At 46.8% G+C, this 24,883-nt stretch carries 11 protein-coding genes; 9 read left to right on the top strand and 2 right to left on the bottom strand.

Translation table 11 applies throughout. The annotated features are described in order from the left end of the window. Window positions 1-19: 19 nt before the first annotated feature. Window positions 20-619: a carboxymuconolactone decarboxylase family protein gene (locus tag HB364_RS22655; RefSeq protein WP_167290616.1), complete on the bottom strand. Its 600-nt coding sequence runs from the start codon at window positions 617-619 to the stop codon at window positions 20-22. Window positions 620-697: 78 nt separating this feature from the next. Next, window positions 698-1,261: a peroxiredoxin gene (locus HB364_RS22650; RefSeq protein ID WP_167290615.1), complete on the bottom strand. Its 564-nt coding sequence runs from the start codon at window positions 1,259-1,261 to the stop codon at window positions 698-700. A 517-nt stretch (window positions 1,262-1,778) separates the two neighbouring features. On the opposite strand from HB364_RS22650, the gene HB364_RS22645 reads away from it, so the two are divergent. From HB364_RS22645 to HB364_RS22605, 9 genes are all read left to right on the top strand, one after another. Further along, window positions 1,779-2,798: a FecR family protein gene (locus HB364_RS22645; RefSeq protein ID WP_167290614.1), complete on the top strand. Its 1,020-nt coding sequence runs from the start codon at window positions 1,779-1,781 to the stop codon at window positions 2,796-2,798. A gap of 167 nt (window positions 2,799-2,965) precedes the next feature. Then, window positions 2,966-3,547: a collagen-like protein gene (locus tag HB364_RS22640; protein ID WP_167290613.1), complete on the top strand. Its 582-nt coding sequence runs from the start codon at window positions 2,966-2,968 to the stop codon at window positions 3,545-3,547. A gap of 33 nt (window positions 3,548-3,580) precedes the next feature. Beyond that, a complete protein-coding gene (locus HB364_RS22635) occupies window positions 3,581-3,799 on the top strand; it encodes a hypothetical protein (RefSeq protein ID WP_167290612.1) in 219 nt (72 codons plus the stop codon). 232 nt (window positions 3,800-4,031) lie between these two features. After that, window positions 4,032-4,610 carry an RNA polymerase sigma factor gene (locus HB364_RS22630; RefSeq protein ID WP_167290611.1) on the top strand — a complete coding sequence of 193 codons (579 nt, stop codon included), beginning with the start codon at window positions 4,032-4,034 and terminating at the stop codon, window positions 4,608-4,610. Window positions 4,611-5,196: 586 nt separating this feature from the next. After that, window positions 5,197-8,829 (top strand): SusC/RagA family TonB-linked outer membrane protein, encoded by a 3,633-nt coding sequence (locus HB364_RS22625; protein WP_208420060.1) that lies wholly within the window; start codon window positions 5,197-5,199, stop codon window positions 8,827-8,829. A 17-nt stretch (window positions 8,830-8,846) separates the two neighbouring features. Next, window positions 8,847-10,301 (top strand): RagB/SusD family nutrient uptake outer membrane protein, encoded by a 1,455-nt coding sequence (locus HB364_RS22620; protein ID WP_167290610.1) that lies wholly within the window; start codon window positions 8,847-8,849, stop codon window positions 10,299-10,301. Window positions 10,302-10,337: 36 nt separating this feature from the next. Next, window positions 10,338-11,420 (top strand): zinc-binding metallopeptidase, encoded by a 1,083-nt coding sequence (locus tag HB364_RS22615; protein WP_246228587.1) that lies wholly within the window; start codon window positions 10,338-10,340, stop codon window positions 11,418-11,420. A gap of 36 nt (window positions 11,421-11,456) precedes the next feature. Next, window positions 11,457-12,773: a DUF4302 domain-containing protein gene (locus HB364_RS22610; protein WP_167290609.1), complete on the top strand. Its 1,317-nt coding sequence runs from the start codon at window positions 11,457-11,459 to the stop codon at window positions 12,771-12,773. Window positions 12,774-12,855: 82 nt separating this feature from the next. Continuing rightward, on the top strand, window positions 12,856-24,816 hold the full coding sequence (locus tag HB364_RS22605; RefSeq protein ID WP_167290608.1) for an Ig-like domain-containing protein: 11,961 nt from the start codon (window positions 12,856-12,858) through the stop codon (window positions 24,814-24,816). The last annotated feature ends 67 nt before the right edge of the window (window positions 24,817-24,883 follow it).

The following is a 24,883-nucleotide window of genomic DNA, read 5'->3' as shown; positions in this document are numbered from 1 at the left end:
GTTCTATACGCAGGAGGGATTATGCCAATACGCTGATCAGTCCTTTGATCACAGCACCCAGCTTCACGGCTTCAAAAACACGTGATTCACTGCTGCCGTGTTGTATTACGGATTGCTCGTGTGAGGTAACGCACATTTCGCAACCATTGATGGAGGATACCACCAGGCTGAGCAGTTCAAAGAATTCCTTACCCAGTACCGGGTTCATCATAATGCTCATTTTGATGCCGGCGGGCTGGTTATTGTAAGACTCCTTGTTCATGAAATGGCGGAAACGGTAGAATACATTGTTGGTATTCATCAACGAAGTACAGGCCACTACTTCTGCTATCTCTTCTTCTGTAGCGCCGGCTTCCCTGGCCAGGCTGGTAAAGCTTTCCTTCAGCAGCTCATACTTTTCATTCACGGCAACGGCCAAAGCGAGCAACAGGGCTTCCTTACGGTTAAGGTGTTGGCTGTTGTTCAATACATTGCCGGTATTGATCTTAAGGTCCTTAATAAAGCGGGCATTTACATTCAGCAATGCCTGTGCATTGGCACCCGGAACGTAATGCGGGATGTTCAGGTCGTTGACGAGGTTCTGAAATGTTTCGTTCTGTATAGTAGCGGTAATGCTCATAGTAATAATTTGAAGTCTGAAGTCTGAAGTCTGAGGTCTGAAGTCCGGTATCTGACTTCAGCCTTCAGACCTCGGATTTTAGTTCATGTTCAACTGGGCGGTCAGGGTTTCCTGTCCTTTATTCCAGTTGCAGGGGCATAATTCATCTGTTTGTAAGGCATCCAGTACACGAAGTACTTCCTGTACGCTGCGGCCTACGTTGAGGTCATAAACACTTACCCAGCGAACGATACCCTGCGGGTCAATAATGAAAGTAGCGCGGTAAGCGATCTTTTCTTCATTGTCCAGGATACCCAGCTCTTCTGCCAGTGATTTGGATGTGTCGGCCAGCATGGGGAACTTCAGGTCGCGCAGGTCGGCATGATCCCTTCTCCAGGCAGCATGTACAAACTCTGAGTCGGTAGAGGCGCCGATCAGCACGGTGTCGCGATCTGTAAATTCGCTGTGTTTCTTGTTGAATTCAGCGATCTCTGTAGGACATACAAAGGTAAAATCCTTTGGCCACCAGAACATGACGGTCCATTGTCCGTTGGCGCTTTCATTGGTTAATTCTGTAAACTCTTTTCCTTTTTCGATAGATACTACTGCTTTCTTTTTGAAGGCAGGGAACGGGCTGCCAATTGACAATACTCTGTTGGACATATTAATTATGCTTATTTTATATACCAATAAATAAAATGGGGATAAGACTTTTCGCAGGCAGGCTAATCGTGTAGCTGTAAAGTGGTGCAAATGTAAGGCATGGACTGATAGAGCCTGATCATCGTTTTCTATTGGTTGATAGATAAAACCTATTTGGCTACTTTGGCCCTTTTGTTGTATAAATAATAGATAATGATTTGATAATTATCAATAAGGAGCTGTGGTATAACGGCTGCTACCGTAGGACAGGAACCCTATAATTAATAGAAATACTTAATTAATAAGCGGTAAACAAAGGGTTATTGGGTATTTTCGGTTGTAGCTGGATTGGTTTTTTATTTTTACTTTGCTAAAAGTGCACTGTTTTAAAAAAAACTTAAGCACGCTACCCTCCTTTTGCGATAGTTTATTGTATTTAATTAAACTATCCCGGTAAAAAGAATAGTTGTTGATAACCACCCTTATCTCTTTTGTCTCTTTTGGATTGATTGTATTTTATAATAAATACCCCCGTTTTGTGAATACAAAGGAATATCTGAAATACTTATTGAACGCAAAAGATTGGACGCAGGAAGAGAAAAAATGGATGCTTCGGTACCTGGATGCCAATGATCTTTCTGAACTGGAGGCCGTGGCTGCAGAAGAATTCAATACAGATATCCATGCGGTGAAGAATATACTGGACAGGAAACTGTCGGAAAATATATTGGATAAAATACACCAGCAGATACAAACACCACCGGCAGTACATACCCGCGTGGTGCGTTGGTACCGCTCAAAAATTGCTGCGGCTGCTTTAATTGTCCTGATAGCAGGTACTGTATATTTTTTTAAGGACAACCTGAACAGCTTCTTCAACCCGGTAGAAATGCTGCAGGTAGCAGCAGGGACCCGGGAACGGAAAAAGGTGCAATTGCCCGACGGCTCTGCAGTAGCGCTGGAGCCGGGTAGCACGTTGGAATATCCTGCAACCTTTGAGGGGAAAGAAAGAGTGGTAAAGCTGGATGGGGAAGCATTCTTTGAAGTGACAAAGAACCCGGAACACCCTTTTGTTATTCATACGCGCTTTATACATACCACGGTGCTGGGGACTTCTTTTTCAGTGCGGGCCTATGGTGCGCAGGAAGCACAGGTAGTAGTGGTAACAGGCCGTGTAAAAGTACAGACTGCAGCGCAGGGAAAAGGATCAGGCGAAATAGAAGTGACCGTTAACCAAAGCGTTGTGTACAATAAAGCTACCGGCCAGTTGGAAAAAAGAGAAGCGGCAGAAGAGGCCCTGTTCTATGAACGGAGGCACAACGGTAAATTCATTTATGATGGTGTGGCGATGGCGACAGTGGTAAAAGACATGGAACGGTTTTATAATACCTCCATCGTTTTGAATGGCAACGTTAAGCATTGCATTTTCTATGGTAGTTTTTATACCAGCGACGAATTGGAAAAGGCATTGCGGTTTGTAACAGTAACATTAAATGCAAAAGTCAAAAAAGATAGCTTAGCCAACAGATATATCATTACCGGTGGCGCTTGTCACTAAGGGATAGAGTCAGTTTACACCACGACGGGAGATCATATCATTCAACAAAAATTACTCATTGTAGTAGCAGGAATAGTCAGGTCTGCTAACAGGCAATCTTTTGTCTGCGGTAAAGCCTGCTGTATATAGTATTTGTTATAAAAAACTCAACACCTAAATAGTAAAACATGAAACACTGTACTTTAAAGCATTTTGCTGTTTTTGTATTATCCGTAGGCCTGTTGTTCACTGCCTGTAAAAAGGGCGATGCTGGTCCGCAAGGGGAAGAAGGTCCTGCCGGCCCGGCAGGAAGTAAAGGCGACAAAGGGGATAAAGGAGAGGCGGGTAGCGCCAATGTTATTTATTCAGGCTGGCTCGACGTTGCTTATACCCCTGCCGTCAGTTCAACCACCGGCGATACCCTGGCCTGGGAGGCTGAGATCGCCGCACCAAAAATTGATAATGCGATACTGACATCCGGTATCATTAAGGTATATGTGAATGCAGGCACGCCTACGCAGCCGGCGGTTTTCCCTTTACCGGTAACCGACCTCTTTGCCCTGACCGGCTTATTAAACCTGAACCTGTATTTTACAGCAGGCAAGATTAACCTGTATGCTACCGATAATGCCTCTACTTATACCAATACATCAGGTGTAAAACAATGGCAATACCGTTATGTGCTGGCGCCGGGTGGTGTGGGCGCACGCAGTGCCATTGACTGGAACAATTATGAGCAGGTAAAGGCATACCTGGAGCTGAAAGATTAGCCATGAACAATATCCCTGGAAAATAGAGCATTTATGTCCGCGTTCGTCCGTGAAGCTGTCCTTGTCCGGGACAGCTTTTTCTTTGCCTGTATAGCCGGTCCGGCCAGGCCTGCCCCGGCTTACGGGCATAGGTACGTTGGGGAGAGCGTATTTTCCGAAGGAAGCGTGCGGTTTTGTGCCGGTAGGGTGGTGGAGTGGTTCTGTGTAAGCGGGATGGGCATGCAGGTACAGGATAGTAAAGACGCTGTGTAACGAATTTTAATTAAATCGTATGCCCTGCATAGAAAAATAAAAAAAATATAATTATATTGCTATTCTTTCCGGGAATTTGATAAGAATTAAGTTATCTCAACAGTCCAGACGTTATCTCAACTGTTTTTTGTTGCTATATGAATTAGTATCCAGGCACATTCCTTTCTGATGTCTACCGGGATCATAGCAGGTGTAACATGAAAACGTAACGTAAGTAAACCCAAACTGACGCATGAGTAACTCTAACGCTGAACTTATAGCGCGGCTACAGCAGCACGATGTAGGCGCCTTTGATGCTTTATACTGGCAATACCACGAAGTAGTTTACCGTAACATCCTCAAATTCACCAAAGACGCAATAGCGGCCGAAGATATTCTGCAGGAGGTATTCATTAAACTCTGGGAAAAAAGACACACTATTAAGACTGAACAATCGGTAGCGGGCTGGCTTTTTGTGATCAGCTTCAACCTGTCAGTGAACCATACGCGTAAAAGGCTGAGGGAACAAACACTGCAAAAGAAGCTGGCTGCTATAGAGCCGGACAGCGGCATGCCGGCCGGGATCATCCGGTATGAAGAGCAATACCAGCTTCTGGAAAGCGCCATTCAACAATTGTCCCCGCAGAAGCGTAAAGTAGTGACACTGTGCAAACTGGAAGGAAAAACCTATGAAGAGGCTGCCGGCGAATTAAAGATCTCCCGCAATACAGTGAAAGAACACCTGCAGGCGGCCATGGTAAACCTGAATGATTACATACGTAAAAAAGCACATATCTATATCGCTTTTTTTGTTGCATTGCTCAATGATTGACAGGAACCAGTCAGCACCCATATTCATCCGCCTGCCTGAACCATCCGGCAGGCGTTTTAATTTTTTGCCTGTAAGTGCGCCTCCTGTATATAATGAATAAGTAAATATGGGCATTCCAAAAAAAAGCGCTGCAGGTTACCCCCCGATTTTTAAGGGTCGTTGTATTTAGAATAGCTACCCGGTAGAATGATAACGGGGGCATGGTTGAGTAACTTATTTCTTATCCCGTCACGTTGCAAGCATTAGAAAATGTCCTGGCCATCATCATGGCTCCTATTGAAAGAAACCACCCGTCTGCATTTAATGGCCCGCCATTAATGCAGCCTGTTTTGTGAATAAATTGATCAGGCGTTAACCAAAAGTCACTGTATGAGAAGATACCTCCGGCATTTTCATCCCGGTTAGAATGTCTTTATTCTCCGGGCCCCGATAATCAATCTATCAGCCTTTTACTAGAATGTGGCAACCGCTCATGGCAGCGCCGGTAAGTTACCGGCATGGCGGCTTATTGCCCGGATCACCCACCAAGATAAACCCTATGCGATTTAAAATACCTTTCGTTGATGCCTGTTTAACCGGAAGCATTATGAAGTCATCCCTGCTTGTTCTTTCTATTCTTTTTTGCACCATGGCCAATCTGAAGGCTTCAGGGGTAAGTGCACAAAATGCACTGGATAAAAAAATATCTATTGAACTGAAAGATGTGTTATTGAAGGAGGCGCTTGACAGGATCAGTAACCTGGCGGAGGTTTCTTTTGTATATGTAAGCAACAGCACCCTGGATGAAAATAAAGTGAGCATTGTAGCCCGTAACCAGAAAGTGGGCGATGTATTGAAAAGATTGCTTACGCCCTATTCATTACATTATACTGTCGTTGACAACCGTATCATTATACGGTCTGGTAAACCGGCGAAGCCGGTACCAATGGTAGCAGCACCGGTTGAGGCGTCTGTTAATAAAGATGTGTCGGGTGTGGTAACCTCTGAAAAAGGGTTGCCGCTGGCTGGTGTGTCGGTTACGGTCAAAGGCTCTCCGAGAGGAGTGGCTACCAATGATAAAGGCGAATTTGAATTAAAGAACATCAACGATGATGCGATACTGGTGGTTAGTGTAACCGGCTATCGCACAGAAGAAATAAAGCTTAGCCATTTTAAAAATAAGCCGCTGCGCATACAATTAAAAGAGGAAGCCACCAACTTACAGGAAGTGGTGGTTACTGGGTTTCAGCAGGTAGATAAGAAAAGATTTGGAGGAGCAGCAGTGCGTTTGAAGGCCGATGATGTAAGAATGGATGGTACTACAGATGTGAGCCGGATGCTGGAAGGCCGGGCGGCAGGGGTAACTGTACAAAATGTATCCGGTACTTTTGGAACAGCTCCCAAAGTGCGTGTAAGGGGGGCTACTTCTATTAATGGCGATAATAAACCCTTATGGGTGGTGGATGGTGTAGTGCTGGAAGATATCGTCAATATTTCCAACGACCAGTTGTCAAGCGGCGATCCTGCTACCTTGCTTGGCTCGGCAGTAGCGGGCCTGAATGCCAATGATATTGAATCGTTCGATATATTGAAAGATGCTGCTGCAACAGCCATGTACGGCGCCAGAGCCATGAATGGGGTAGTAGTGATCACCACCAAAAAAGGCCGCGCTGGCAGAACTTCTATCAATTATACCGGTAATTTAAGCACCCAGTTTAAGCCCGTTTACGCCGACTATAATATCATGAACTCTGCCCAGCAAATGTCTGTGCTGGCAGAACTGGAGCGTAAAGGAGCATTAACGCCTAATATCCTGGACAGAACTGATAATGGTGTATATGGTAAGATGTACGAAATGCTGCATGCTGATGATAATGGCAATTTCCCACTCGAAAATACGCCGGAAGCCAAAGCCGCCTTTTTAGAGCGATACGCAAAGGCCAACACAGATTGGTTCGACCTGTTGTTCCGGAATAATTTTATGCAGGAGCATTCCCTGAGTATTTCTTCGGGTACTGATAAGTTGCAATCTTATTTTTCCACCAGCTTTTATGGTGATAACGGATGGACCATTGCCGACAAGGTAAGGCGCTATACCCTGAACTACCGTAACAATTACAAGTTTAATGATAAGCTGACTGCTGGTTTTGCAGTAGTGGGTTCTATGAGGCAGCAAAGAGCGCCCGGCGCCCTGGCGCGCAATAGCAACCCGGTAGAAGGGAAGTTTGACCGTGATTTCGATATCAACCCTTTCAGCTATGCACTGAATACCAGCCGTACTTTAACAGCTTATGATGAAGACGGTAACCTGGAGTATTTCCGCCGCAATTTTGCTCCCTTTAATATCATCAATGAGTTAAAGAACAATTATATTGACCTCAATGTAATTGACCTGCGGTTACAGGCCGATCTGGGGTATAAGCTCACCAGGAATCTGCGTTATGAGTTTGTCGGCGCTGTACGTTTTGTAAAATCTTCCCGTGAGCACCAGATCACGGAGAACGCCAATATGGCCGAGGCATACCGTGCTGCCAGCACTTCCACCGTCCGCCGGTTAAATAAATTCTTATACCAGGACCCTGATAATCCCGAAGCAGAAAAAGTAGTGGTATTGCCTTTTGGCGGTTTCTATAACCGTGCAGAAGATCAGTTGCTGAACTTTGATTTCAGGAACAGCCTTAATTATAGCAAAACATTTGCAGGGGTTCATAATGTCAGCATATTTGGTGGTCAGCAAATGAAATATGCCGACAGGCAACAGTTTTCCAGTACCGGCTATGGATATCAATACGACAATGGCGGCGTTCCCTTTGTCGACTACCGCATCCTGAAACAAACGATAGAGAACAATTTCCCTTATTATGGAATGAGTAAGGACTATGACCGTTTTGTTGCGTTCTATGGTTCGGCTTCTTACTCTTATGATTCGAAGTATAATGTCACCGGCAACGTGCGCTATGATGGATCTAACCGGCTGGGTCAGTCAAGCACGGCCCGCTGGCTGCCTACGTGGAGTGTAGCTGGTTCCTGGAATGTGGACCGTGAGTCTTTTATGCAGGATGTACGGTGGATGGATTACCTCACGGTAAGAGGCGCCTACGGCCTTACAGCGAGTATGGGGCCTGCTACCAATTCCAATATTGTACTAAAGAATATTAATACCAAACGTCCTTATCTCACAGAAGTAGAGTCCGTGATACAATTGGCCAACCTGGAGAACTCTGAACTTACCTGGGAAAAGCTATATACTACCAACCTGGGTATAGATGCCGGTTTCTTCAATAAGCGGTTGAACGTAAGTGTGGATGCGTACCAGCGGGAAAGTTTTGACCTCATCAGTCTTATCAAAACCTCCGGTATCGGCGGTGAAGCATACAAAGCAGCCAACTATGCCGATATGAAATCAAGTGGTATTGAAGTATTGGTGGGTGGTACCGTGCTCAATGCCAGAAACTGGAGCTGGAAATCCAACTTCACGTTTGGTTATAATACTACCAAGATCACCAATGTCAAAAACATACCCAATATTTTCAGCCTGGTGGTAGCAGAAGGCGGTGCCAAGGAAGGTTATCCGGTGCGCGGGCTATTTTCTATTCAGTATGAAGGGTTAGATCCACATACCGGCATACCATTGTTTATTAACCAGGCTGGTAAAAGCAGTGCAGATGTGTACCTGCAGGATGAAGAAACAAAATACCTGGTATATGAAGGTCCTGTTGACCCTACCATGTCCGGCGGGTTTTCCAACACTTTCACCTATAACGCATTTTCTTTAAACATCTTCATTACTTACCAGGCCGGTAATAAGATCAGGTTGTATCCTGCTTTCAAAACTACCTATTCCGACCTGGATGCCATGCCCAAAGAGTTCTATGACCGGTGGATCATGCCTGGCGAAGAAAAGGTTACCAATGTACCTTCTATCCTCGATGCATTCACCGCCAACTACATTAGTGCCAGTGGCGCCTATCCCTATAACAATTATAATTATTCAACAGAGCGGGTGGCAAGGGGCGATTTTATACGGCTGAAGACCGCTTCGCTGACCTGGAATGCAGGAGGGGCTTTGATCAAAAAAGCAGGATTGACCAATCTTTCTTTTACACTGGTAGCCACCAATCCCTGGCTGATCTATTCTGATAAAAAACTGAAAGGACAGGACCCTGAGTTCTTTAATTCAGGCGGGGTGGCGCAACCTGTTCAGAAGCAATTGACACTATCCATAAAAGCAGGCCTGTAAAAATGTACTATAAACGCATGAGAACCGTAAGAAACATATTAATAACATCCTGCCTGGGGCTGATATTATCCGGTTGTAATAAGTTCCTGGACCATCCACCGGATAACAGAGCGTCCTTAACCAGTCCCGAAAGTGTATCCCAGTTGTTGGCTACTGCTTATCCGCAGGCCAACTATATGGCATTTTGTGAATCAATATCGGATAATGTGGCCGATAAAGGGATTGGCGGCGTGGACCAGACCAATACAGATCTTTTCTTTTTCAGGGATGTTACTTATAACCAGCAGGACTCGCCGGAGTTTTACTGGAATGCCTGCTATGCGGCCATTGCTGCAGCTAATCAGGCATTGGAAGCCTGTTTACAAGCGCCCGATCCGGAGAATTATACGGCACAAAAGGGAGAGGCCCTGGTGGCAAGGGCTTATGCCCATTTCATGCTGGTCACTTTCTTTTCAAAAGCGTATGATCTGTCTACTGCTGATAGCGATCCCGGAATTCCTTATGTAACCAAGCCGGAGAATGTTGTGTTCAAAGACTATGAGCGTAAAACGGTCAGCTACGTATATAAGATGATCGAGAAGGACCTGACACAAGGGTTACCGCTGATCAATGATAAACTGTATTCGGTACCGCGTTATCATTTTACCAAAGTAGCGGCGAACGTGTTTGCTTCGCGCTTCTACCTGTTTAAGAAAGATTATGCAAAGGTGGTAGAACATACCAACCTGGTATTCCCGGGTAATAATATCACTCCCTTGCTGCGGCCTTGGAATACTACTTACAGAACAATCACCTATAATGAACTGTGGGCGCGGTATGCCAAAACTACGGAGCCTGCCAACCTGCTGCTGGCAGAGACCAGTTCTTTATGGGCGCGTACTTATTACCGTACACGGTATGGCTTGAACGATAGCCTGTCGGATGTGATATTAGGCCGCAATGTAACAGGCGGCACCTGGGCATTTAATTATCAGCTCTATGAGGGAGGCACCAATAACTATGTGTTGCCAAAAGTGAATGAATATTTTGTAAGGATATCTGTCAATGCAGAGATAGGGTATCCTTATGTAATGGTGCCTTTGTTTACTGCCGAGGAAGCATTGTTTAACAGGGCGGAGGCCAATGCACAACTGAATAAGATAACAGAGGCTGTTGATGACCTGAATGCGTATGCTTCCACCCGTATTGCCAATTATAATGCTTCATCCCACACCCTCACGGCTTACCGCATCCAGAATTTTTATGGCGCTTCCGGTACACAGGCGGGTGTAGTGGCTTGCGTACTTGATTTTAAAAGGGCCGAGTTTGTACAGGAAGGCATGCGCTGGTTCGATCTGTTGCGGCATAAGCTGCCGGTGAAGCACAGTGTGTGGAAAGGTGAGTCATTCACATTGGAACCTGATGATAAGCGCAGGGTATTCCAGATCCCGGAATCGGCCAAGCTCTCCGGTCTGGACCTGAACCCACGTTAAAACGAAAGCAATTACAAAAAGTAAACGAACAATGATATGGAACAGCAGGCTAAAATAATCCCGATCTCTGTAAGGGCCGGTGCACTCCGGAATGATGCTGCATACAGGCGTCATGAGGCTGCTTTTTGGGATAATATAGAGAATGACGATACAGCAGGCTGGTTGCATCCGGTGAAAAGCATGCTGAGGAAAATACGTGTTTATGTGTTAAGATACAGCAGGCGTGTATTCTTACTCCTTGCCTGCATTTCTGTGATAACAGCCTGCAAAAAGGAAGATGATCTGAATAATATTGATGAAATACCCGGACTGGGAGGGGATACCTGGGTGAAAGGCCCCATAGATTACTGGATCTATGATAACCTCACAAAGCCCTACAATATTGCTGTTAAGTACAAGTGGGACCAGTTTGAACTGGAACTGAATAAAACATTGGTGCCCCCTAAGGAGGAAAAGATCATTCCGGTCATGGAAGCAGTAAAAAAAGTGTGGATCGATAACTATGTGGCGGAAGCAGGGGAGCTTTTCATCAAGAAATACTGTCCTAAGTTTTTTGTATTGGCAGGCAGCGCCAGCTATAATACGGATGGGACCATAACACTGGGAACCGCAGAAGGCGGACGTAAGGTAGTGTTGTATGTATTGAATGATTTCAGGACTAAGGCAATGCCCAGCTATCAACCTGCTGATTCTGCCAATATAAAAATGATGTTCCACACCATTGAACATGAGTTTGGCCATATTCTCCACCAGAATATTATGTATACCCAGGATTTTAAAAGGATCACAACAGGGTTGTACACCGCCAATTGGACCAATATGTCCGATGCTGCGGCACGTAGAGATGGTTTTGTGACAAATTATGCCATGTCGGCTCCTGACGAGGATTTTGTGGAAATGATTGCCATGATGCTGGTAGAAGGCAAAGCAGGCTTTGACAGGATCGTGAACAGCATTCCTGCAGGCACCAGCATCAATGGCACCACACAGGCCGATGCCAAAAGCCGGTTACGGCAAAAAGAGGCAATCGCGGTGACCTATTTTAAAGACGTATGGGGTATTGATTTTTATAGCCTGCAGACGCGTACAAGGGCTTCTGTTGAAAGTTTGATCCGATAATAACCGGAATCCTTATTTAATAAAGTGATAAGAAGAATGAAAAATAATTTATTATATCTCCTGTTCATAGTGGTTGGGCTATCATCCTGCAGCAAAGATGATGATCCGGTTTTTGATAAATCGCCCGATGAGCGGATCAATGAAACACTCGATAAATACCAGGCTGCCCTTTTGGCTGCAGCCGACGGCTGGAAGGCCACCATTGTTCCAGCCAATGGTGCTACTTATCATTATTACTTCCGCTTCAATGATTCCAACCGGGTATTTATGCAGGCCGATTTTGATACTACCTCTGCCAGTGTAACAGGGCAGAGCAGTTACCGGCTGAAAGCGTTGCAGCAACCCTGCCTTATTTTCGATACCTATTCTTACCTGCATTTATTGTCTGACCCGGATGGTTCTGTGAACGGGGGAGATTATGGTGGCGGGCTTTATTATGACTTTGAGTTCGCTATTGATACAGTCACTGCCGACAGTATTAAAATGACAGGAAGGTTTAATGGTTCCAAACTCATTTTGCAGAAAGCAACACGGGCTGAGCGGACAGCATGGGAAAACCAATCATGGGCAAAATCTTTGACATTGCAACATGTGGGTAAGTTCCTTACTTATTTTACCCGGCTTGAGGTAGGTGGACAGCAGTTTGATCTGAATGTTGATCCCCTCAGCCGCCGCATTACTTTTTACACCTATTCCGGCAGCGGAAGCAGGCATGGATTTACCACTCTTTTTACCTATAGCCCCAGCGGTGTAGAATTGACTACTCCTTTCAATACAGGTTCGGGGATGATTACCGGATTTACCCACATGAATTGGGACAGTGTTGATAATAAGTTATGGTTGCAGGTAAATGGAGCACCGGCATCTATCTCATCCGCTATTGCTCCTATCGTAGTAGACCTTACAGCGCCCACCCGGTGGAGGCAGTCGGCTATCTTAGAGGGTACGTACTGGATCTCTGTTACGGGCTTTACCAAAAGCAAGAAGCTGGACGCCCTCAACATTTTCAGCATTCCCAACTATTACTATACGATGTATTACCCGCGGTTTGGCACAAGCGGCGGTGTTACTTATGACTTTGGCGGTATTGCCTATGTGAATAATAATGCTTTGGCTGCCTATGGACCGGCCTTCCGGCCTCCGGTGTTTACACCCGATGGGCGCATCATCTTCAGCCTGCTGGGTACTTATGGTGCAGCGCCTTCCAGCGGCAGTATCTCCATCATGAGCAGTGTTGGGACTGAATATACGCAGGCTGAAGGGTATTACTTTATACAAACCAGTCCTTCTACTTATGATATGGTGTGTGCCAGGGATGCACGCTCCTGGATCAAGTGGCAGGCGTTGGATTAGGAGTGCCTATCTGTGTCTTATGAAAATAAAAAACATGCGCAAGCATGTGTATTCATATAATCATTGCCAAAACAATAGCTACATGAGAAAATTTTCCATAACTGCTTTTCGCGGAAGACTGTTGTTGCTGTTATTGATCGTATGCTCAGCCATACGGCTGCATGCCCAGACTGATATTAATATTGGTACAGGGACTGCCGGCAATACCGGGACCAATTATCCGGCTCCCCTGCAGGACTGGTTTGAGGGTGGGCGCGCCCAGTTCCTCTACCTGGCGTCGGAGTTAAACGCCGCTGGTATGACGGCTGGTAATATCAATGCCATTAAATTCGATGTTACCAACCTCAACACTTTTGGAGGAGAAATCCAGGAGCTTACCATCAAGATCGGCGGTACTGTGGTGGGTACTTTAAACACATCAGCCACCGGCTGGGAAAATATCTCCAATACTGTTTTTGGTCCCATTGATTATACGCCCACTCTCGGTATCAATACCTTCAACTTCGCTATTCCTTATTATTGGAATGGCGCAGAGAATATTGTCATAGAGATCTGTAATGGTCTTCCCACCAATACCAATGATGGCGTGATACACTATACCCAGAATGTGACTGTTCCCTGGACAACAGGATTGTCTTTCAACGGATCACATTCTATAGCCCTTGATAATTCAGGCAACCTGTGTGGTAGTACCGAGACTTCTTCAATTACCAATACTACTACGAACAGGCCCAATATCGCTTTTAGCTGGACGATCGCTTCTGCCTGTACAGGTACACCGGTTGGCGGTACGGCTGTTGCCTCTTTGGCAAGCGTATGCAGCCCTACCATACCCTTTACAGTAAATGTAACCGGGGCTACTTCAGCTACCGGTTTAACCTTTCAGTGGCAGGACAGCACCCAGGCCTCCGGCGCCTGGACCAATATCCCGGGTGCTACGGGATATCTTTATTCATCTACAGGCATAGGGGTTAACACCTGGTACCGGAGAAGAACTACCTGTGCCGGTAACAGCAGTTTTTCTGCTGTTGCACTTGTTACAGTGGCACCACCTGCGTATGCTACACTGCCTTTTACGGAAAGCTTTGAAAATACCTGGATCAACGCCTGTAACACCAAAGACGTACCCAATAATTTCTGGCGCAATACACCGGCTACCGGCAATTCTTCCTGGCGCAGGAATGATGATGGTATTTCCGCCAACTGGTCATCTGAATTTGGAGCTTATACCCCGGAAAGTTCAGCAGGAACCTATTCCGCCCGCTTCCACTCCTATAATGCCAGTGGAACAAATGGGCGGCTGGAGTTTTTTGTGAATTGTAATACGCCCGCCATTACCAAAATACTGACCTTTGATTATATTAATGCATCAGGCAATGACAGCCTGATCGTGTATGTATCTACCAATGGAGGCGCCACCTTTACACGGATAGATAGTGCGCGTGCTACTACTGTATGGAGAACGAAAACTTTGTTCTTCAATTCCTCGTCCGCTACTACGATCGTGCGTTTTGAGGCTACCCCTACCAATTCATTTGGCAACGATATTGGCCTGGATAATGTTAAACTGGCTGATTTCCCCAATTGTAGCGGTACACCAGTTGGCGGTACGGCTGTTTCTTCTTTGGCCAGTGTTTGCAGTCCTACTACTCCTTTTACACTCAGTGTGAATGGCGGCACTTTTGCCGGGGCATTGACTTATCAATGGCAGGACAGCACCCAGGCTTCCGGCGCCTGGGCAAATATTACCAATGCTACCGGGGCTACTTATGCCCCCACAGGCATTGCTGCCAATACTTGGTATCGCAGGATCATCACCTGTTCCGGCAGCAGCAGCATTTCCTCGGTTGTATTTGTTACCCTGACGCCGCCGGCCTATACAGCATTACCTTTCACGGAAAGCTTTGAAAGCAGTTGGATCAATATGTGCGATACGCGGGATATACCCAATAACTTCTGGCGCAACGCGCCGGCCACCGGCAATAACTCCTGGCGCAGGAATGATGATGGTGTATCGGGAGCGTGGGCTGGCCCTACTTTGGGCACTTATACACCTGAAAGTTCTGCGGGAACCTATTCCGCACGCTTCCATTCCTACAATGCCAGCAACGGCACCAAAGGACGGTTTGATCTTTTTGTGAATTGTGCTACGGCTGCTCCCACTAAGGCGCTGACCTTCGACTACATCAATACTTCCGGCAGTGATAGCCTGGTCATTTACATATCTACCAATGGCGGCACCAGTTTTGTGCGGGTAGACAGTTCGCGTGCGACTACCGTATGGAGAACCAAGACTGTCTTCTTCAATTCCTCATCCGCTACTACAGTGGTAAGGTTTGAAGCCACATCCGATTTTGGAACTACCGATATTGGCCTGGATAATATCAAGCTGGTTGATTTCCCCAACTGTAGCGGTACGCCTGTTGGTGGTGTGACGGTTTCTACGCTTACCAGCGTTTGTAATGCCACCACGCCTTTTACGCTCAGCGTGAACGGCGCCACCTTTGCAGCCGGGTTAACCTATCAATGGCAGAAATCTACCAATGGAACTACCTGGGATAATATCACCACCAATGGCACCGGCGCTACTTATAACGCTGCAGGCATTAGCGCCAATACCTGGTTCAGGCGCCAGATCATCTGTTCCGGTAACAGCAGTTTTTCGGATTCAGTACTTATAACCTTTACTGCGCCGGCTTATGCTACGCTTCCTTATACAGAAAGTTTTGAAACGTGGACAAGTGTTTGTGGTGTGAAGGACGTGCCCAATAATTACTGGCGTAATAATCTCATTTCCGGCAATAATGCCTGGCGCAGGGATGATGAGGGCGCTTCAGCAGGGTGGACCAATCTAACCTTAGGTGGTTATACGCCTGTTGCTTCCGATGGCGCTCATTCTGCCCGTTTCCATTCCTACAGCGCTGTCAATACCACCAAGTCACAACTCGACCTGTATATTAATGCCAATACTGCTTCTGCGCTCAAACGGTTGACGTTTGATTATATCAACACATCAGGTAATGACAGCCTGTCTGTTTACCTGTCAACCAATGGCGGTACTTCCTTTATACGATTAGACAGTGTACGGACCATTGCCACCTGGAAGACCAAAGCTATTTTCTTTACCTCGGCTTCTGCTACCACCGTGCTTCGTTTTGAAGCGGTGGATGCTTCCAGTACTACCGATATTGGGTTGGATAACATAGTGGTGATTGACTGGGCCGATTGCAGCGGTAAGCCAGAAGGTGGCACAGCGGTCAGTTCAGCTACTACCGTATGTACAGAACCGTTCAAAGTAAGCGTAACAGGTATATCTACCGGTAATGGCCTTACCTACCAATGGCAACGTTCTACCGATAATACCAACTGGTCTAATACCAGCGCTGCTGATACCGGCCTGTCTGTGACCACTACGCAGATCGGTACTACCTGGTATCGTATCATTGCTACCTGTAGCTTGTCTGGTTTGTCCGATACTTCTGCTGCCGTACAGGTAATATCTCCCACACCGGTGAGCGGCCTGTTTTATACCATTGACAATCACTTCCCGACAGGCGGTCTGAACTTCAACTCCTTCAATGATGCCTATAATTTCATCAGGTGTGGTATCAATGGTCCCGTACTCTTTACAGTAAAGACAGGTGTAAACAATGATCCCTATAATGAGCAACTGATCATGAACCCCATACCCGGCGCTTCCGCTGTTAATACGGTTACCTTCCAAGGTAATGGGGTAGCGGCCATTGGGTTTGCTACAGCCAATTCCAATGAACGGGCCATTATCAAATTAAGAGGAACAAGACATATCATATTCGATAGCCTGGTCATCAATGCCAATACAGGCACTTATGGCTATGGTGTGCAACTGATGAGCAATACAGATTCCAACATCGTTAGGAACTGTATCATTAACAGTTCACTTACTTCCACTACGGAGAATTTTGCGGGTATTGTTATCAATGGCAGTGATGCTGGCCCTGTAGCAACAGGCACGGTGTTGAGCGATGATAATATTTTCTCCGGCAATACCATTGTTGGTGGTTATTATGGTATTACACTCGTAGCTACCTATAATGGTGGCGGTAACGGACGCAATAGTTTCACTAAAAACGATGTGAAAGAGTTTTACCGGTACGGCATCTATGTAGCCGGCAGCTATAAAACCTTAATAGAACTCAATACCTTCAGCAGGCCCAGCCGTGCAGACGTAGGTAGCTTTACCGGTATTTTCTTTACTACACAGGACAATACGGCCTGTAAGGTTTCCAAGAACCGTATCAAGAACCCGTTTGGCGGGGCGCCTGCCAGCACGGCTGATTTCTACGGTATCAACTTTAATAACTCTGATGCAGATGTGGCTGATGTAGATACGGTGAGCAACAACCTTATCTACGATGTAAATGGCAATGGCGCCGTGTATGGAATAGCCAATACAGGCTCTAATCATATCTATTACCTGCACAATACTGTTTCGCTGGATGATGATACTTCCACGTCTACAGCCACTACCAGGGGATTCTACAATACCGGCACTACTACCGGCCTGGCTTTCTACAATAACCTTATTTCCATAACAAGGGGCGGAACAGGTGATAAACATTGTATCTACCTGAACGGTAACCTGCCTTTTGCTGATAACAATGATTATTATATCAATGCAACCGGCGGTAACAACTATATTGGCTATTACAGCAATGCCAGCTACCTGAATATTATTAATTGGAGGGCTGCCGTTTCAGCTTCTCCTGCCCGGGACCTGTTTTCTGTAACAGCCATCCCGGCTTTTGTGAACAGAAGTGCCGAAAATTATGCACCCGGCAATGCAGGTATAGACAATAAAGGATTAGGGATAGGTATTCCGGATGATATCCTGCATTTACCCCGGAATGCCTCCACGCCGGATATTGGCGCCTACGAGTTTACACCGCCACCTTGCAGCACACCGCCTGTCAATGGATACACCAGTGTAAATCCGGATACGATTTGCCAGTATAATCCTGTTTACCTGAACCTGAACATCGGTGCTTTCGGTTCGGCCCAAACCTTCCAGTGGCAGTCTACCAGTTCCCTGGCGCTGCCGTTCAATTCCATCGGAGCACCCAAACTTACGCCGGATACTGCTATTACAGCCATGACTACCTTGTACCTGCGGGCAGCCATTGCCTGCGGTAGCTCTGTGGTATACAGTGATACGGTAAAACTGGTGGTGAACCCTGCCTTGCCTTCCGGTACCTATACCATCAGCAAGGATACAGTTACGAATTATGTACCTGGTAATGCTTTTGGTAACTTCAACTCCTTTGCTGATGCCAAAGCGGCTATGAGTTGTGGTATTGGCGGAGCAGTTGTCTTTAATGTCGTAACTGGTACAGGTCCCTATAATGAACAGCTCAGGCTCGACAGCATTGCCGGCGTTTCTACTGTCAATACTATTACCTTCAATGGCAACGGCAATACCATTACTTTCAATGCCACCGATGCCAATGAAAAAGCCGTGATCAAACTAAGCGGCGCCGATCACATCATTTTCGACAGCCTGATCATTGATGCCAGTGGCGGTGCTACTTTCGGATATGGTGTACAATTGATCAACAATGCCGACTCCAATATATTCCGCAGGTGTACGGTCATTGCTTCTACTACGGCTACCAGCACCGATTTTGCCGCTGTGGCAATCAGCGCCAATGCCGGCAGTCCCACTGCAACCGGCAATACTTTATGTGATGCTAATCTTTTCGACCGCAATACGATTATTGGTGGTTACTATGGCGTAACGCTGGCAGGAAGTACAACTACTGCCAGTTATATCAAGGGCAATACGTTCACTAACAATACCATCCAAGAGTTCTATGCCTATGGTTTATATGCTGCAGGTACCATCAATACGCTGATTGAAGGGAATACCTTTACGCGGCCAACCCGTACCGGGTCAGCCTCCAATGTCTATGGTATTTACCTCACCAGCGCGCCCAGCTTTAAACTAAGCATTTCCAAAAACAGGTTTACCAGGTTCTTCGGCGGGTCGCCTGCCGCTACAGCCGGGCTCTATGGTATAGCCCATAACTCGGTGGATGCTTCTTCGGGCAATGAGGATACCGTGAGCAATAACCTGTTCTATGCACTGGACGGCAAAGGTGTTATTTACCCCTTGCACAACACAGGTTCCAATAACGTGTTGTATTACCACAATTCCATTTCTATAGATAACGATACCAGTACCACTACTTCGGCCAGCGCCGGCTTCTATCAAACAACTTCGGCCAGTGGCATTCAGTTCATGAACAATACGGTATCTGTTACCCGTGGAGGTACCGGTACTAAACATGCTATCTACCTGAATACAACGGCCAGCAACGTGCTCTCTGATCACAATGACTTCTACGTATCTGGCACCAATGCTTATATAGGTTACTATTCCGCCAACCAGCCAACATTGGCCAACTGGATAACAGCCACCAACGAGGATTCCAGTTCTTTTGAGCTTAACCCGCTGTATACAGCCCCGGATGCAGGTGACCTGAAACCCCAACTGGCGGCTATTGATAATAAGGGTATGCCTGTGGGTATTGCTACAGATATCCTGGATGTGACCCGTCATGCCACTACGCCCGATATGGGCGCTTATGAATTCGCACCACAGCCATGCGCCAATCCGCCTGTGGCCGGTGCTGCTTCAGTAACGCCTGCTTCCGGTATTTGCCTGGAGGCACCCATTGTGCTGAATGTAACAGGACATTCACCGCTGGGGTCCATCACCTTCCAGTGGTTCTCTTCCGGCGATAATGGAGTAACCTGGGATTCGATCAGCCCGGTTCAATACTTCCCTGAATTCCATACGGTAACTACTACCAGCACATTGTACCGGGCAGCAGTAACCTGCAATGGCGTTACTACTTATACCAGTACGACACAGGTGACCTTGAATACGGTATTGCTGACGGGTATTTATACAATCGGCGGACCAGCAGGACCCAAAAACTTCCCCACTTTCCAAAGTGCGGTAAGTGCCCTGCTGTGTGGTATTACAGGGCCTGTAATATTTGACGTGGCCTCCGGTACCTATAATGAGCAGATCTTAATACCATATATTCCCAATACTTCAGCCATCAATACGGTGACCTTCCGGAGTGCCAGTGGCATTGCCAGTGATGTAAACCTCACTCATGCCGGCACTGCTGCAGCCAACTATACGCTCAAATTAGACAGCACCAAATATTTCATCTTTAAAAACCTTGCCATCACCGGTACCGATGTGGCTAACGGAAGGGTAGTGGAGCTGGCCAACACCGCTTCTTATGATAGCATTGTGAACTGTAACATTGTAGCGCCCGCAGCCACCACTGCCACCAATAATGTGGTGGGTATTTATGCCAACAACATGAAGGGCCGCAACCATGTTATCAGCGGCAATCATATCAGCAACGGTTCAAGCGGTATCTACCTGGCTGGTACGGGCACAGGCGTTAACCTCACGGCCGATCACGTAATAGACAACAATACCGTCAACGGTGCTTTCCAGTATGGTATTTATGCTGCTACGGCCAAAAGGATCAGGCTGAGCAATAATACCATTGCGCTGACCGATACGGCCAATACCGTAGCCTATGGCCTGTTTGCTACTGATTGCGATTCTTCCTATACAATTACCGGCAACAAGGTAACCATCAACAATATTTCCACTACGGTCTATGGTATTTCTGTGAGAAACAGCGATACCGCGCTTGCAGCGCCGGGTAAAGTGACCAACAATAAAATAACTGCTGTAAACAACCGGGGCATCCTGTATGGCTTGCACCTGGCCAGTTCACCAGGCGTTAATGTCGTGAACAATGTTATCTCGATCAACACAAGCGGGGCCAGCTCGTATGGATTGTACCACGACAATTTCAATGCGGCCAATTATTTCAATAATACCGTAAACAGCGACGCCACTTCCGCCACCAACAACTTTGCGGCCTATTTCGTGACTTCAGCTACCAGCAGCTTCCAGGTACGCAATAATATCTTCTCCCATAAAGGAGGCGGTAAGGCATTGTTTGTGACCAATACCGAATCTTCTTACCTGAGTGATTATAACATGTTGTATACAACAGGCAGCGTTCTGGCGCAAAGGGGTAGTCCCGCAGGTACTTTTGCTACCCTGGCCGACTGGAAGAACGCTTCGTACTGGGATGTAAATTCCATTGTGTATGCGCCTGCCTTTGTGAGCAATACCGATCTGCAGCCAGCATTGGGCAACCCCGATGTATGGGCCATGCATGGCCGCGGTGTACAGATCGCAGGTAATAATTATGATTTTAACAATAATACAAGGCCCACCACTTTAACGGCTGGTGTACCCGACCTGGGGGCTTATGAATTCTATCCCACCGCATTACCCACCGTACTTACTGCCACACCGGCTGTTCCCGTGGCAGGACAGTTACAAACATTTATGTACGGAACAGATACGGTGATGAAAATCACCTGGGGGCCAACTGCTCCCTCCACTGCTGTGGAAGCCAGGAGGTTCTCCGGTGTTGTACCTGCCGGTCTTGTAGCCGGCACCGACTCTATGTATTTCTATACCAAGGTGGATATTGCCGGCGGGGGTAATTATGATTATGATATGAAGCTGTTTTACCTTGATCCCTGGCAGGGGTCTATCCCTGATCAGCACATGCTCGGGTTGGGTAAAACCACGGCTTCCAATTTCTGGGTAGTAGGCTTCAACAGCCGGACTGATGTGCTTAAGAAAACGATCACCCAGTCAGGCGTCAATTTCCTGGATAAATTCACGGGCCTTGTAAATCCCTATGCACCACCTGTGCTGCCTGATAAAGACAGTTCCAATAGGGGCAGAAGGTTCTGGGTGGCTTATCCCATCAACGAGCTCAATGCGGGTACAACGCAACAAATGGTATTGTACCTGAGTGCACAGGAGGCTGCCAATGTACAGGTGAGGATCAATGGAACCAACTGGGTGCGTAATTATTTTGTGCCTGCCAATTCAGTCACGGCAACAGAATACCTGCCCAAGGCCGGTGTGATGAGCGCTTACCTGAATACACCAGGAAAATCTGACCGGGGTATTAGTATTGTGAGCGATGTACCCATAGTAGCGTATGCGCATGTTATTGGTAGCACCTCTTCGGGCGCCAGCATGCTGATGCCAGTGGGCGTATGGGGATATGAGTATAGAATGCTAGGCATTACCCAAAGCTGGGGAACAGGCGGCTATTCTTATTTCTATGTAGTGGCTGATAATGATAGCACTAAAGTAGAAATTACCAGTGTACCGGGTGTGCCTCTGCAAAATGCAGGTATGACGCCGGGAACGCCCTACACCGTTACCTTAATGAAAGGACAGGTGTTCCAGGTAATATCCAGCTCTACTACTGCCGAGCTTAGTGGCAGCATTATTAAATCAATACCCAATGATCAGGGTAAATGTTTCCCAATTGCTTCCTTCAGCGGCTCCAGCCGTACCTATATTGACTGTCCTACCAGTGGTGCAGGCGGCGGTGATTTTAATATGCAGCAAAACTTCCCGTCAACAGCCTGGGGCAAAAGATACCTTACAGCTCCATCTTCTACCAGTTCCAATGCCAGTGGTTTGCAACCCAATATTTTCCGTGTAGCGGTGAAGGACCCCACCACGGTGGTGAAGAAGAATGGCGTAGTATTAACCGGGCTTACGAATAATTTTTATTACCAGTATGTTAGTTCCACAGCCGATTATATTGAAGCAGATAAGCCCATCATGGTAGCGCAGTACCTGACCGGCGCCTGTGTAACCGGAGATGTGGGTGATCCGGAAATGATCTACTTAAGTCCTATTGAGCAGGGGATTGATAAGGTCGCTTTCTACCGTAATGATGAGGAATCCATTACCATCAACTATTTGACCCTTATTGTTCCAACCAACGGAGTAGGCTCTCTGTCAATGATCGCCGGTACTACGCCTGTAACGCCGGATTATACCTATCCGCATCCGCAGAATGGTTTACTGAATGTGAATTATACGGTAGTGGTAAAACGCTGGACTTCGGCCAAGCAACAGGTAAGGGTAACATGCGATTCCGCCTTTACCGCGATCACCTATGGCCTGGGAAGCGTGGAAAGCTACGGTTATAATGCCGGAACGCTGGTGAAAACACTGCATGCGTTGGGTGATATTAAGAATACATTAGACTCAACAAGCAACAGGAATGAGTTTACCTGTGATGGTGCGCCATTCCGGTTCACTGCCTACCTGCCGGTGAAACCATTGTCACTTACCTGGAAGTTTAGCAGGGTGGCAGGTCTTTTGCCCAATGCAGACAGCACGTTTATCAACCCTGTCCCCACCGATTCTGTGGTGAAGAATGGAACCCGCTATTATGTATTCCCGGTACGGCAGGATTATGTTTTTGCCGGACCTGGTGTATATGGTGTTGAGATTATTTATGAGCATCCTGATATTGAGTCCTGTGATCATACCGGCCGGGATATCCTCTATGTACAGGTGGTGCCGCAGCCAAAACCAACCTTCACGGTCAATTACTCCGGTTGTGTAAATGATGTGGCGCAGTTTACCGGTAAAAATATGACAGATAATGGTATTGTTATTGACGAATGGAAATGGACATTCCATGATAATACCACTGCCACCGGCCAGCATGCCAGCTATAATTACAATGCGGCAGATACCTTTATTGTAAAACTGCAGGCTACTACACCCGATGGTTGTATCGGAAGCAACCAGGATACCGTTCTGGTAAATCCAAGACCTGTGGTGAACCTGGCAGCCGATTCTTTAAATGTATGTCCGGGTGGTGATACAGCATTTGTTATTCAAAATCCCGAGCCTGGCAGTACTTATAACTGGTATACTTCACAAACAGGTGGTTCGGCTATATACACAGGCGACACCTTAGCGGTAAGTAATGTTACAGCAACGGCGGTTTATTATGTGGAAGGTGTATCGGCAGCAGGCTGTGCCAGCACTGATCGTAAGCGGGTGGTGGTATCAGCGGCATCCTTACTGCCCCAACCTATTGTAACAGTAGGAGCGTCCGGTATCAGCTCCATTACCTTTAACTGGGTGCCCGTACCGGGAGCTGTTTCCTATACTGTTTCTGTCAATAATGATCCGTTCACTATACCCAGTTCAGGTCCAACAGGTACCACGCATACCATTACAGGTTTAAACCTCTTACAATCCGTAAGCATCGTTGTACAGGCGGTGGGTGCTTTAAACTGCCAGAATAGCCTGTCGACCCCGTTAAATGCCTGTACCAATGCCGATGTGCAGGTGGTAGATGATTCGTTAACGGTCTGTACGGGCTTTGATGCAACGTTTACCATACAATCGCCGGTGGCAGGAACAACCTACACCTGGTATGATGTTCCAACAGGTGGAACGGCCATTGCAACCGGCACCAGTTTCGTAGCGACCAACGTTACCACCAATGCTACCTACTATGTACAACAAACCTCTGCCGGAGGCTGTAGTTCCGGAAGGACAAAAGTGATGGTGACTGCTACACCGGTACCAATAGCACCCATTGTTACCGCCGACTCTGTGGCTACCGATCTCGTGCGGTTTAAGTGGAATGCCGTACAGGGCGCATCCGGCTACGAGGTTTCACTCGATGGTGGCAATACCTGGACTACACCCACATCGGGCGCTACAGGCCTCACCCATACGGTAGGTGGTTTGCAACCCTTACAAACCATTACCCTCCTGGTGAAAGCAATAGGTTGTAAAGAGGCTGTATCGAATCCCTTATCACAACAGGTGCTGCCTGATGGTATTTACATTCCCAATTCATTTACGCCCAATGGCGATGGTCTCAATGATGTATTGAAAGTGTACAGCTACAAGATCAAGGAAATGCAGTTTATGGTATTCAATCAGTGGGGCGAAAAGATCTTTGAATCAAGGAATCAATCCGTAGCATGGGATGGTGCTTATAAGGGCAGGATACAACCATCAGGGGTGTATATGTATGTATGCAAAATGATTTTAACAGATGGGACGGTTATCAATAGAAAAGGATCAATCAATCTGATCCGCTAGAATAAGACTGCCGGGTGATCATATATTTCCTATGATCCCCGGTGGTTTATTTGATGAATAAGTTAAC

Source organism: Paraflavitalea devenefica, assembly GCF_011759375.1.
Taxonomy (GTDB): domain Bacteria; phylum Bacteroidota; class Bacteroidia; order Chitinophagales; family Chitinophagaceae; genus Paraflavitalea; species Paraflavitalea devenefica.
The sequence above is the reverse complement of the archived record's forward strand: the minus strand, read 5'-3'. Positions and strand labels throughout refer to the sequence as shown.